The organism is Sneathiella sp. D3-11 (assembly GCF_055809395.1).
This window is the reverse complement of record NZ_CM147911.1, coordinates 2622438-2634736: the sequence shown is the minus strand read 5'-3', so window position 1 is coordinate 2634736 and position 12299 is coordinate 2622438. Positions and strand designations below refer to the sequence as shown.

Below are 12299 nucleotides of genomic sequence, written 5' to 3'. Positions count from 1 at the left end.
ACTCTAGGCAATTCAAATAACAAAAATCGGAATTGCCTCGTGACAAAATCCATCGACTATTATCTGACGCTTGTATCGCCCTGGGCTTTTCTTGGCCATGATCGCTTCCTTAAGATGGCGAAGCAAAATGACGCCAAGATTAACGTTATTCCCGTCAACTACGGAACTATATTCGCCGCAACAGGCGGGTTGCCGCTCGGCAAGCGAAGTGAACAACGGAAAAGTTATCGCCTGATGGAACTCGCCAGATGGCGAGAGGAACATAACGTCCCAATCAATATCCACCCGAAGTTTTTCCCCGCCTCGGACCTGATCGCAGCGTTGATGGTCACTACTGTGGCGATGCGCGGCGGAGACGCAATCGGCCTCACCGGGATGTTTCAGCGATTAGTCTGGATTGAGGAGGGCAATATTGCAGATGAAGCCACAGCGGTTGAAGTGGCTAATCGGGCAGGCCTCAATGGCGCTGAGTTGCTGAAAGAAAGCCAGGCTCCTGAAATCAAAGCACTCTATGATAAGAACACGGATGACGCGATCGCAAGGGGCGTGTTCGGAGCTCCGACATATATCATTGGAGATGAGCTGTTCTGGGGTCAGGATCGGCTTCAGTTTGTAGAGAAAGCCCTCAAGAAATAAGTATAGAAAAAGGAGACAGGGAATGGCTTTAGATCCACAGGCAAAATGGGTGCTTGATATTGCTGAAGAGAAGGGATTGCCGTCACTTGATCAATTAACCCCAACCGAAGCTAAGGCCGCCTATGAAGAAAGAGCACTGACGTTAACTTTCAAGGATGTAGATATTGGCAAGGCAATCGATCTCGACATTCCTGGACCAATTGGCGATGTCCCCATTCGTATCTACCAGCCGGTCGGGATGACAAACTCATTGCCCGTTCTTGTGTATTATCACGGCGGTGGATGGGTCATCGGCAGTCGCGATACCCATGACAGCCTGTGCCGCCTGATTGCGAACTCCGGCCCCTTTGTTGTTGTGTCCGTGGATTATCGCATGGGTCCGGAGCACCCATTCCCGGCAACTGTCCAAGATTCCGTTGCGGCTCTCAATTGGACAGCAGAAAATATCGCAGAGTATAATGGCAACCCGGATAAAATTGCGGTAGGTGGCGATAGCGCGGGCGGGAATCTCTCGGCCGTCGTCTGCTTGGCCGCACTTAAAGAAAATTCCTATCTGCCGAAGTTCCAATGGCTGATCTATCCGGCGACCGATATGGAAATGACTACCCCGTCCCATGAAAAATTTGCGGAAGGATATTTTCTGACGCGTTCAATGATGGAATATTTCCAGGGCCATTATCTAAAAAACGACGCAGATAAAAAGGATTGGCGGGCGTCACCGTTACGCGCAGAAAGCCTCAAAGGCCTTCCACCTGCCCTGATTCAGACCGCCGGATTCGATCCCCTGCAGGATGAGGCAATCGCCTATGCGGAACGCATGAACAAAGAAGGTTGCGAAGCCAAGCATACCCATTATGAAGGCATGGTGCATGGCTTCATAAATCTCGGGAGTGTGGTCGATAAATCCACAGAATGCGTCAATGAAGGAGTCGCGGCACTTCGCGAAGCCTTTTCTAAATAACCACGCCACAGCGCATAAAGAAAGGGGCCAATAGGCCCCTTTTTTATTCGTATCGACTAAATTTTAGCGCCAGCCAACGCGGTCGAAAATCTTGACGGCTTCTGTCTGAGCGTCCGCGACTTTATCAAGACCAACTTCGTCCGCCTTGAATTCGCCCCAGCTTTCAACTGTTTCATCCAGCTCTACGCCGGATTTAACCGGAAATTCATAGTTGGTGGAGGCATAGAATTCCTGAGCCTTTGTATCGGAAAGATATTCGATCAACTTAACCGCAGCTTCCTTGTTTTTCGCCGACTTTGTAACACCCGCGCCGGAAATATTGAAATGCGCACCGCGCCCGTCTTGGTTCGGCCAGAACATAGCTACCTTTTTAGTGGCATCCAGCTGAACCGCATCATCAGAATTCTGCATGGCACCATAGTAATAAGTGTTTGCAATCGCGATGTCACATTCGCCAGCTGCAACCGCTTTAATCTGGTCACGATCACCACCCTGAGGTTTGCGAGCGAGATTGTCCTTAATGCCCTGAGCCCATTTTTCTGCAGCTTCCGCTCCGTTATGAACGACGAGTGAGGCCAACAGTGATTGGTTATAGGCATTGCTGGAAGAACGGACGCAAATACGGCCCTTCCATTTCGGGTCAGCCAGATCCTCATATGTCGAAAGCTCAGACGGTTTCACACGATCTTTCGAATAGAAAATGACGCGGCTTCTTGCTGACAGCCCAAACCATTCTCCGGCCGGATCGCGATAGTGAGCCGGAATATTTGCATCCAATTTTTCTGACTCAATTGGCTGCAACACGCCTGCAGCCTTATGTGCTGCAATACGGCTGATATCAACGGTCAGAACGGCATCAGCGGGACTGTTCATTCCCTCAGACTTCAACCGCTCCAGCATGCCTTTTTTGGCAAACACAACATTTACCTTGATGTTATTGTCCTTCTCAAACTCGTCAAGAATCGGACGGATCAGGCTTTCCTGCCGTGTGGAATATAGATTTACCTCTTCCGCCGAGAGCGCAGGCGTCGCCATGGAAGTCATAGCAACGGCCGCCAAGGCAAGGGAGGCAGTATATTTCAAGCGCATTTTAGATCCTCATCGATAATGAATATTATTCTCAATTAGCAGGGAGTCTTAAACCGGAAATGCAGCAATTGCAAGTCATTCTGACTTTCAATATTATATAATATGCGAAAAAATACGGAGGCAAAATTGCCTCCGTCCAGTACTCATAAATATAAAACCCGATGCGATCGAAAGGAAGGATGGCTAATTCCTCAGGCCACCTCTTTCAACACAGTACGTAACGTGTCAAAGATTTGATCGATATGGCTTTTTTCAACAATTAGCGGCGGCGAAAGTGCGATAATGTCCCCCGTCGTGCGTATCATCAGACCCTTTTCATAACATTTGATGAAGGCTTCATATGCCCGCGCCGTGGGCTTATCGGGAATGGGCTCCAATTCGATCGCGCCGATTAGTCCGAGATTGCGCAAATCAATGACATTGGGAACACCCTTAAGTGAGTGCAGGGCATCTTCCCAATAGGATGCAATCTCGTTCGCCCGTTCAAAAAGGTTGTCCTCCTTATAACAGTCAAGTGTTGCGAGGGCGGCGGCGGCGGCAACCGGGTGACCGGAATAGGTATAGCCGTGAAACAGCTCAATCATATTGTCCGGTCCGGTCATAAAGGCATCGTAAATATCTTTTGAACAGACAACACCGCCCATCGGGATCGTGCCACTGGTAAGCCCTTTTGCAAGCGTAACCAGGTCGGGTTTAACGCCGAAAAAATCGGTCGCAAAGGGCGCGCCAAGTCGCCCAAAACCTGTGATCACCTCATCAAAGATCAGCAGGATACCATGCTTGTCGCAAATCTTCCGAAGCCGCTCCAAATATCCTTTTGGCGGCAGGATAACGCCGGTTGAACCCGCAACCGGCTCAACAATGACAGCCGCGATAGTAGAAGCGTCATGCAGCGTTACCAGCCGCTCAAGCTCATCGGCAAGCTCCGCGCCATGCTCGGGCTGGCCGCGGGAAAAGGCATTCTTTTCCGGGAGATGAGTATGCGGAATGTGATCCACGCCTGTCAGCATTGTACCAAACGTCCGTCGGTTTGCGACAATGCCACCAACGGAAATGCCGCCAAAGCCGGTTCCGTGATATCCTCGCTCCCTTCCGATCAGGCGGGTCCGGGTACCTTCTCCACGTGCGCGGTGATATGCCAACGCAATTTTAAGCGCCGTGTCGACTGATTCAGATCCGGAATTCGTGAAGAACATATGATCCAGACCACTTGGGAACATCCCGGTGACGCGCGCGGCCAGTTCAAAAATTTTCGGATGGCCCATCTGAAATGAGGGCGCATAGTCCAGTTCCGCTATCTGCTGACTGACGGCATTGACGACACGCGGGTCGCCATGGCCTGCATTACAGCACCAGAGCCCTGATGTACCATCAAGGATCGATTGCCCCTCGGCATTTTTGTAAAACATCCCCTTGGCACCAACAAGCATGCGAGGGTTCGATTTGAACTGCCTGTTTGCCGTGAAAGGCATCCAAAAGGCGTCGAGGTTGTTTGGACTTGAAGCGGCGGTATCAGACATATTGAAGCACTCCCGGATAATAGTTTCATCGACATTATCCGGGTTATTTATTTGCACAAGATGAAAAATAAATCTCTGTTTTCTGAGGATTCATCGTTGTCATGATGATGTTTATGTTTAAAAATCTAAACACTATGGCGAATCATGGGAAAACTATAATGATGGACTTTGATCTTGGCGCACGGTTGCGCAGCCTAAGAGAGCAGCATGGCCTATCCCAGCGCGAACTTGCAAAAAGGGCCGGCGTGACCAATGGAACCATTTCCATGATAGAACAGAACCGGACAAGCCCTGCTGTTGGTTCGCTCAAGAAAGTACTGGACGGTTTTCCGGTCGGCCTTGCTGATTTCTTTGCAAATGACTTTTCATCTCGCCGCAAAATTTTTTATGAACGCGACGAGTTGACGACTATTTCCGAGGGAAATATCTCTTATCGGCAGGTCGGGCGCGATCTTACCGGGAAAGCTTTGCAGGTTTTACATGAAATCTACTCTCCCGGCGCTGACACGGGACGAAACATGTTATCCCATCAGGGGGAGGAAGCCGGTGTCATTGTCAAAGGCAGATTAGAGGTAACCGTTGGCGCGGATAAGAAGGTTCTCAAGGCCGGTGATGCCTATTACTTCGAAAGCCACCGCCCGCACCGATTCCGCGCGTTAGGTGAAGAAGAAGTCGTCGTCGTCAGCGCCTGCACACCACCGAGCTTTTAAGATTAAAGCGGTGTATCAATACCGATAGCTACCTCAATCGAAGCTAAATTGTCCTCCCGCAATTTGCGCGCGAGGCCTTTCGCAATTTCCACTGCAACATAAGGGCCCCTATAAACCATTGCACTATAGAGCTGCAGAAGTGAGGCCCCTGCCCGGATACGTGCATAGGCATCTTCCGCGCTTTGAATACCACCGACCCCGACAATGGGTAACTTACCCCCGGTTGCCTGATACATGTCCTTCAACACAGCAAGGGAGATATGTTTCAGCGGCTGACCACTCAACCCACCTGTTTCAGATTTTTGCGGACTCCGCAGGCTTTCGGGCCGGGTAATCGTCGTATTGCTGATAACCAACCCGTCGATTTGATGATCGAGCACTGCTGCCGCGATATCCGCCTTGTCAGCGTCGGTCAGGTCCGGTGCGATTTTAAGGAGAATTGGAAAGAAGGCTGTTCCCTCCGCTACCATGCCTCGCCGTTTTTCACTGATCCTTCCGAGCAAATCTTCCAGTTCCGCCCGTCCCTGAAGCGCCCGAAGGCCCGGCGTATTGGGCGAAGAGATATTGACAGTCACATAGTTTGCTCGCGGAGCAAGTTTTTCCATGCCCATTACGTAATCCGCGATCCGGTCCCTGCTGTCCTTATTCGCCCCAAGGTTCGCGCCAACAATCAGGGAGGAAGGCTTATTGGCAAAGTTCCGCGCGGCCTCTTCCAGGCCTTTGTTATTAAATCCGAGCCGATTGATCACCGCCTCGTCGTCTGTAAGGCGAAAAATCCTGGGCTTGGGATTGCCCGGCTGCGGCTGCGGGGTAATGCTTCCGGCTTCCAAAAAACCAAACCCAAGCCCGGATAGGGCTGTTAGCGCCTCCCCATTCTTATCATATCCCGCCGCGAGTCCGATAGGATTGGGAAAGTTAAGACCAAAAACCTTGCTTTCGAGGATGGGGTCGACCGTGTTGTCTACGCGTGGCAGCAGTCCATTCTTCAGCGCCCGGATCGACAGGTTATGCGCCTTCTCAGCCTCAAATGCGAAAAGAAACGGTCGCAGAATTTGATAAAAATTGCCCAACTGCTATTCCAGCTCCGGAAAAATATGAAGATTATCTGGGCCGAGTGGTAAATCCACGACCTCTTTCACCAGGGCGGGATCAAGCGGACCGTATAGATGCGGAAACATAATTCCACCACGCGCTGATTCCCATTTCAGATCATCGCCCAGAAGATCGGCATCAATCGATATCAAGAGCAGGTTTCCAGCGCCCGCTCTGTGCTTTGCCGCACTTTCGGCAACAGTCTGCCGCGTTGAAAAATGAATAAAACCATCCGCTTTATCTGCGGCTGTGCCTTCGTAGACACCGGTTTCCAGTGCCGACTGCCAATCCGCCTTGTCCGCCATATGATAAATTACTGTCATGTCAGCTTTCCATCCTCAGTTCCGCCGCATAACTACAGGATGGCTAAACTTTTGAGAAGCGAAAACAACTATCTGTGATGGAGGTCGCTAGCACAGCGCTTGCCTATATCGACTTTTATCTGATAGAAATTTTGGACTGCAAGATAATGAAGGTGCTTCAAACATGGCTGGTGTTTTTTTCTACAATGGTGACTGGTATGATGAAAGCCCGCGGGTAACCGGCCCGATGGATCATGCTTTCTGGATGTCCTCAACAGTTTTTGACGGCGCACGGTCTTTTCAGGGGATGGCCCCAGACTTAGATAAACATTGCGCCCGTCTGGCTCGCTCGGCCAGAGCGCTCGGGTTTGAGCCAACCATGGAAACCGAGGAGGTGATCGATCTTTGCAAGCAAGCTGTTCGCAAGCTGCCCAAGGAATCAGAGCTTTATATCCGCCCGATGTATTTCGCCCGTGGTGGATTTATTGATCCGGAGCCGGATAGCGCCGAATTTATCCTCGCCGTTTATGATAGCCCTATGCCGGAGGCCGACGGCTTTTCTGCCCATTTTGCGAAGGAACGACGCCCCGCACGGGACATGGCGCCGACGGATGCCAAGGCGTCTTGCCTCTATCCGAATTCCGGCCGCGCAGTTGCTGCGGCGCGTAAAGCCGGTTTCGATAACGCGATCCTGATGGATGCAAATGACAATGTGGCGGAATTTGCCACCGCGAATATCTGGACTGTTAAAGACGGTGTTGCCTTTACGCCCGCCGCGACAGGATGTTTCCTTGCCGGCATAACACGGGCGCGGGTGAAAATTCTGGCGGATGCCGCGGGAATCGAGGTTCAGGAAACTTTCATGTCACGCGAAGATGTTATGACAGCGGATGAAATCTTCAACAGTGGCAATTTTGGCAAGATCATGCCGGTTACCCGCATCAAGGATCGCGAGCTACAGCCCGGCCCTGTCGCCATGAAACTGCGTGCAATGTATATGGACTTCGCCCGCGACAGCCAACTTTTCTAGATAAGGAAGCAGGCGCTATGCCGCGCCCAAATCCTCCCCCGCCAGAACACGCTCGATAAGTTGAATGGTTTCCTTCACACCGTAAAGGGCGATGAAGGAACCCATCCGCGGGCCTTGTGATTGCCCGAGCAGGGTTTCATAAAGCGCCTTGAACCAATCGCGCAGGTTTTCAAATTCGTTTTCATTACCGACATTGAAGACCTCATTTTGGATATCCGCTGCCTCTGCACCGTCGGGCAACTCTTTTAGCAATGCAACGAGCTGTTCCAGAGCCTTACGTTCTTTCTCCGTCGGCAGTCGGTACTGCTTTGTCGGTTTCACAAAATCATGATAATAAGCGATCGCATAGCCAACGAGCTTATCAAGCTCCGGATTGGTCTCCGGCGTCGCGCCGTCCACATAGCGAGAGATGAATCCCCACAGCACAGAGGGTTCATGCGCGTTCACGACCGCCGCCAAGTTAAGCAGAATGCCAAAGGTAATCGGCAGGCCTTCGCTCGGCGGATGTCCTGAATGAATATGCCAAACCGGGTTGGCATATTTTTGTTTCGCTTCCTGCTCTGAATATTTCCCGAGGAACGTAAAATACTCATCAACTGCCTTTGGGATCACATCGAAATGCAGCCGCTTTGCCTTCTTCGGATTCTGGTACATGTAAAGTGACAGACTTTCGGGTGACGCATATTTCAGCCATTCCTCAATGGTGATGCCATTGCCCTTTGACTTTGATATTTTCTTCCCCTCCTGATCGAGGAAAAGTTCGTAGTTAAAGCCTTCCGGCGGCATTTTGCCCATAATCCGGACAATCTTGCTGGACAGGGTCACACTGTCGATCAAGTCCTTACCCGCCATTTCATAATCAACGTCAAGAGCATGCCAGCGCATCGCCCAATCTACCTTCCATTGAAGCTTGCAATGACCGCCAGTGACGGGGACGGATACGTCTTCGCCTGTTTCCGGGTCCTTATAGGTAACGGTTCCGGCCGCTTCATCCCGCGCAATAACTGGTACCTGTAGAACCTCTCCCGTGCGAGGGCAGATCGGCAGGAAAGGGGAATAAGTTGCACGCCGTTCCGGCCCCAATGTCGGCAGAATCACATTAATGATCGCGTCATAATGTTTCAGTACGAGCATCAAACTCTCATCGAACTCGCCAGACTTATAGCATTCGGTAGAGGAACGGAACTCATACTCAAACCCGAACTGATCGAGAAAAGCCTTCAGGCGAGCATTATTATGTTCGCCAAAACTGTTATGTGTTCCAAATGGATCCGGCACCTGTGTCAGCGGCTTATTCAGATTGGCCGCGAGCAGTTCCTGGTTCGGAACATTGTCCGGTACTTTACGAAGTCCGTCCATATCGTCAGAAAAGGCGATCAGCCGCGTCGGAATGTCCGAGAGGATACTAAAGGCGTGTCGCACCATAGACGTCCGCGCCACTTCCCCAAACGTACCTATATGTGGCAGGCCAGACGGACCGTATCCGGTCTCGAACAACACATAACCTTTTTCCGGTGCTTTCTTCGCATAGCGATCCACAAGTTTTTTTGCCTCGACAAAAGCCCAGGAGTTGCTCGATAGTGCAATTTCCGCGTCCGATGACATTATAAACCTCGTTGGAAGAAGGGATCACTAGAAAGCGCGGAATGTAGGCGCACAAACAGGTGCCGTCAACGATCGCAAGGCAAATTTGCATGCGCAAATGGGAAAAATGACTGAAAAAAACGACAACAGCCCTGCTTATGGAGATATCAAGCTGCCCGACGCACCCGTTCTTGTGCTCGGTGGAGATGGTGGATACTGGCTCACGACAGATGGCGAGATGGCAAAAACCACCCTTGACGAGACCGCTGTCCGCGTCGTTAGCCAACCTCCCTTGCTGGTTCATCGACTAAATATGGCGCAGCGCCTTGGCATTAATCCCTTCCCTGCATATGACCTGCTGGAACTCTTTGCCTTTGCCTTTCCAGCGCGGCAATGCCTCCCAACAGCAAGAGGGGTCGCTCGTGCTCTCGATTTGGAGATAACAGCCGATACGGAAGAGCAAACACTGACCCTGTTCGAAGCTGCAAATTCTATATTAAAATATTTAACCGGTTTAAATGAAAAATATCGAATTGAAGCATCCACAATTGCCATGACAATGGGTCAGGCGGGGTGGAACTGGGCTCCGGCGATTCTAGCTGCCGTTGGCACACCCGAGAGCCGGGAGCGCTTCGGCGGAATGGATACATGGCGCACCCTTTCGGAGTGGGCAGACTATGCACCTGAGCCTCCGCCCGATGATATCGCTGTCAGCGAGATCGAGGCGCGGGAGCGGCTCAAGGAAATGTTAGGGGACAATGCGGAAGCAAGGCCGCAGCAGGCAGATTTCAGCGCCCTCACCTCCCATGCCTTTATTCCGCGTGATCAGGCGGATGCCCCGAACCTCGTTCTCGCGGAAGCTGGGACCGGTACGGGCAAGACACTTGGATATATAGCACCTGCCAGCCTGTGGGCGGAAAAGAATGGGGCGGCGGTCTGGATTTCCACGTTTACAAAGAACCTGCAGCGGCAGATTGATGGTGAACTCAACCGCCTTTACCCAATTCCTGCGGAAAAAATGGAAAAGGCCGTCGTCAGGAAGGGCCGGGAAAATTATCTATGCCTTCTGAATTTTGAGGAGGCTCTACAAGGAGGCGCCGCACCAAAATCTGAACAGATTGTTCAGGGCCTTGTCGCGAGATGGATATCCGCAACCCGCGACGGCGATATGGTGGGTGGCGACTTTCCAAGCTGGCTGCTGGAGCTGGAAGGTCGGTCTCGTGTCATCCGACTTGCTGACCGGCGGGGGGAATGCATCTATTCCGCCTGTCCGCATTATCGAAAATGCTTTATCGAAAAATCAAGCCGTAAGGCACGCAAAGCGGACATCGTCATCGCCAATCATGCCCTCGTGATGATAAACGGGGCAACACGCCCGGACGATCCCTATCTTCCCAAGCGTTATGTATTTGATGAAGGCCATCATTTGTTCGATGCCGCGGACAGTGCCTTTGCCGCGCACTTAACCGGGCAAGAAACAGCGGAGCTGCGACGCTGGATCGCGGGAAGTGATACAGGTCGGAAAAGCAGGATGCGCGGCCTTGAAAACCGTATCGGGGACTTAATCGGTGATGATGAGAAGGGCGCTGATGCTCTACAAAAAGCCATGCGAGCAGCGCGCAGACTGCCGACAGATGGCTGGCTAACCCGTGTGCGCGACGGTGCACCAAGCGGCCCGATGGAGGAATTACTCAGTTTTGTCCGGAGTCAGGTTCTCGCAAGATGCAGGCAACCGGACAGCCCCTACTCTATCGAATGTACAATTGACGAAATTCTCCCCGGCTTGGCTGACGCGGCAGAGAAACTGGACAAGGCCTTGAGCGGTCTGGCCGGTCCAATGATCACACTTGGTAAAATTCTACTAAACCGGCTGGATACGGAAGCCGAAGACCTCGATAGCGCCACGCGCCACCGGATTGAAGCTGCCGTGCAGGGCATTACGCGCCGCGTTACGATGAATATTGCACCCTGGCGCGCCATGCTGAAGGAAATAGAAAACCCAACGCCTGACGGGTTCGTAGATTGGTTCGCGATTGAGCGCATCGGCGGGCGCGAGCTCGATCTCGGCTATTACAGGAGCTATGTCGACCCGACATTCCCCTTCGCGGAAACCGTCCTGAAAAAATCCCATGGCGCCGTCATTACCTCCGCAACCTTGCGCGACAACCATGATGGGGAGGAAAGCTGGCAGTCGGCGGATATGCGAACCGGCGCGCACCATATGGTGTTGCCGCCGATGCGATCGCATTTCGCCTCCCCTTTTAACTTCGCCAATCAGACACGGGTGATTGTTGTCACGGACGTCCGACGGGATCATATGAAGGAAGTATCCGCTGCCTATCGTGAATTATTTCTCGCAAGCGGTGGCGGCGCCTTGGGCCTCTTTACGGCAATCTGGCGTCTGCGCGCAGTGCATGAAAATATCAAAAAGCCTCTCGCCGCTGCCGGATATGACCTCTATGCCCAACATCAGGATGCGCTGGATACATCAACGCTCGTCGATATTTTTCGGGAGGAGGAAAACTCAATCCTGCTAGGTACGGATGCCGTTCGCGATGGCGTTGATGTGCCGGGCAGGTCCCTGCGCCTTCTCGTTTTCGACCGGCTCCCCTGGCCGCGCCCCGATATCAAGCATAAAGCCCGTAAGAAGGCTTTTGGCGGCAGTAAATATGATGACAAGCTGACTCGCCTTAAACTAAAGCAGGCTTTTGGCCGATTGCTTAGGCGAGAAAATGACTTCGGCGTCTTCGTGATGCTGGATAGCATGATGCCCTCCCGCCTTGCCTCCGCCTTTCCACCGGAAGTCGAGATCCATCGGCTTGGCCTGAAAGACGCCATAGCGCTTACCCGGAATTTTATTTCCGAAAAAGAACAGGCATTGAAAAAAATATCATTGGATAATCGGGAATGAACCTCATATCCTGTGAGTAATTGTTTCATTTCAGACCGGAGATACTGTCGCATGACGACGCTTAACCTGCATACCGCCCTTATTTCAACAATGGTAATTGTATCCGCTGCAGACCGTGAAATGACGGACCGGGAACTGTTCACAATCGGTGAGATAGTCCGCACCCTTCCGGTATTTGCCGATTACGAGGAAGAACATCTTCCGGATGATGCGACGACTTGCGTCGACATGCTGAACGGAGACCAAAAACTGGACGAAATCATTGGCAAGATCCGGGCTGTTCTGCCAAAAAAGATTTACGATACGGCCTACGCCCTTGCTTGCGACGTCGCGGTTTCTGATGGCCAGTTGAGCCAGGAAGAACTTCGTATGCTTGAAATGCTACGCCATGGACTTGACGTCGATCGCCTCACTGCCGCCGCGATCGAGCGTGGTTCCGCCGTCCGGTACGCCCGCCCCTGATA

At 52.0% G+C, this 12299-nt stretch carries 11 protein-coding genes; 6 read left to right on the top strand and 5 right to left on the bottom strand.

What is annotated here, in order from left to right; all coding sequences use genetic code 11:
- Nucleotides 1–39 precede the first annotated feature (39 nt).
- Nucleotides 40–636 carry a 2-hydroxychromene-2-carboxylate isomerase gene (locus AC0L73_RS13455; RefSeq protein ID WP_227947697.1) on the top strand — a complete coding sequence of 199 codons (597 nt, stop codon included), beginning with the start codon at nucleotides 40–42 and terminating at the stop codon, nucleotides 634–636.
- Between the two features lie 22 nt (nucleotides 637–658).
- Nucleotides 659–1597 carry an alpha/beta hydrolase gene (locus tag AC0L73_RS13450; RefSeq protein ID WP_473653968.1) on the top strand — a complete coding sequence of 313 codons (939 nt, stop codon included), beginning with the start codon at nucleotides 659–661 and terminating at the stop codon, nucleotides 1595–1597.
- Nucleotides 1598–1660: 63 nt separating this feature from the next.
- On the opposite strand, the gene AC0L73_RS13445 is transcribed toward AC0L73_RS13450, so the two are convergent.
- Together AC0L73_RS13445 and aptA are read right to left on the bottom strand one after the other, a co-directional pair.
- Nucleotides 1661–2686: a Fe(3+) ABC transporter substrate-binding protein gene (locus AC0L73_RS13445; protein ID WP_227947699.1), complete on the bottom strand. Its 1026-nt coding sequence runs from the start codon at nucleotides 2684–2686 to the stop codon at nucleotides 1661–1663.
- 191 nt (nucleotides 2687–2877) lie between these two features.
- The gene (aptA, locus tag AC0L73_RS13440; protein WP_227947700.1) at nucleotides 2878–4206 is read right to left on the bottom strand and encodes an omega-aminotransferase AptA; all 1329 of its coding nucleotides are present in this window, start codon (nucleotides 4204–4206) and stop codon (nucleotides 2878–2880) included.
- Between the two features lie 161 nt (nucleotides 4207–4367).
- Here aptA and AC0L73_RS13435 point away from each other — a divergent pair, with 161 nt between their 5' ends.
- Nucleotides 4368–4916 (top strand): cupin domain-containing protein, encoded by a 549-nt coding sequence (locus tag AC0L73_RS13435; RefSeq protein ID WP_415776483.1) that lies wholly within the window; start codon nucleotides 4368–4370, stop codon nucleotides 4914–4916.
- A gap of 2 nt (nucleotides 4917–4918) precedes the next feature.
- Here the strand turns inward: AC0L73_RS13435 and AC0L73_RS13430 are convergent, their stop codons facing one another.
- Both AC0L73_RS13430 and AC0L73_RS13425 read right to left on the bottom strand, forming a co-directional pair.
- The gene (locus AC0L73_RS13430) at nucleotides 4919–5986 is read right to left on the bottom strand and encodes a quinone-dependent dihydroorotate dehydrogenase (protein ID WP_227947702.1); all 1068 of its coding nucleotides are present in this window, start codon (nucleotides 5984–5986) and stop codon (nucleotides 4919–4921) included.
- A gap of 3 nt (nucleotides 5987–5989) precedes the next feature.
- Nucleotides 5990–6331 carry a DUF952 domain-containing protein gene (locus AC0L73_RS13425; protein ID WP_227947703.1) on the bottom strand — a complete coding sequence of 114 codons (342 nt, stop codon included), beginning with the start codon at nucleotides 6329–6331 and terminating at the stop codon, nucleotides 5990–5992.
- A gap of 163 nt (nucleotides 6332–6494) precedes the next feature.
- Between AC0L73_RS13425 and AC0L73_RS13420 the strand changes: the two genes are divergently transcribed.
- Nucleotides 6495–7340 (top strand): branched-chain amino acid aminotransferase, encoded by an 846-nt coding sequence (locus AC0L73_RS13420; protein WP_473653967.1) that lies wholly within the window; start codon nucleotides 6495–6497, stop codon nucleotides 7338–7340.
- 15 nt (nucleotides 7341–7355) lie between these two features.
- Here the strand turns inward: AC0L73_RS13420 and AC0L73_RS13415 are convergent, their stop codons facing one another.
- Nucleotides 7356–8945, bottom strand: a complete 1590-nt coding sequence (locus tag AC0L73_RS13415) for a lysine--tRNA ligase (RefSeq protein ID WP_473653966.1) — start codon at nucleotides 8943–8945, stop codon at nucleotides 7356–7358.
- Between the two features lie 106 nt (nucleotides 8946–9051).
- Between AC0L73_RS13415 and AC0L73_RS13410 the strand changes: the two genes are divergently transcribed.
- Complete coding sequence (locus AC0L73_RS13410; RefSeq protein WP_473653965.1) at nucleotides 9052–11835, top strand: ATP-dependent DNA helicase; 2784 nt, start codon at nucleotides 9052–9054, stop codon at nucleotides 11833–11835.
- A 51-nt stretch (nucleotides 11836–11886) separates the two neighbouring features.
- On the top strand, nucleotides 11887–12297 hold the full coding sequence (locus AC0L73_RS13405) for a tellurite resistance TerB family protein (RefSeq protein ID WP_227947707.1): 411 nt from the start codon (nucleotides 11887–11889) through the stop codon (nucleotides 12295–12297).
- Nucleotides 12298–12299: the final 2 nt, after the last annotated feature.

Bases quoted from the DNA above. Each gene is read 5' to 3' on its own strand.
- AC0L73_RS13410 (WP_473653965.1), top strand. From the start codon at position 9,052: ATGACTGAAAAAAACGACAACAGCCCTGCTTATGGAGATATCAAGCTG.
- AC0L73_RS13445 (WP_227947699.1), bottom strand. From the start codon at position 2,686: ATGCGCTTGAAATATACTGCCTCCCTTGCCTTGGCGGCCGTTGCTATG.
- AC0L73_RS13405 (WP_227947707.1), top strand. From the start codon at position 11,887: ATGACGACGCTTAACCTGCATACCGCCCTTATTTCAACAATGGTAATT.
- aptA (WP_227947700.1), bottom strand. From the start codon at position 4,206: ATGTCTGATACCGCCGCTTCAAGTCCAAACAACCTCGACGCCTTTTGG.
- AC0L73_RS13450 (WP_473653968.1), top strand. From the start codon at position 659: ATGGCTTTAGATCCACAGGCAAAATGGGTGCTTGATATTGCTGAAGAG.
- AC0L73_RS13415 (WP_473653966.1), bottom strand. From the start codon at position 8,945: ATGTCATCGGACGCGGAAATTGCACTATCGAGCAACTCCTGGGCTTTT.
- AC0L73_RS13435 (WP_415776483.1), top strand. From the start codon at position 4,368: ATGGACTTTGATCTTGGCGCACGGTTGCGCAGCCTAAGAGAGCAGCAT.
- AC0L73_RS13420 (WP_473653967.1), top strand. From the start codon at position 6,495: ATGGCTGGTGTTTTTTTCTACAATGGTGACTGGTATGATGAAAGCCCG.
- AC0L73_RS13425 (WP_227947703.1), bottom strand. From the start codon at position 6,331: ATGACAGTAATTTATCATATGGCGGACAAGGCGGATTGGCAGTCGGCA.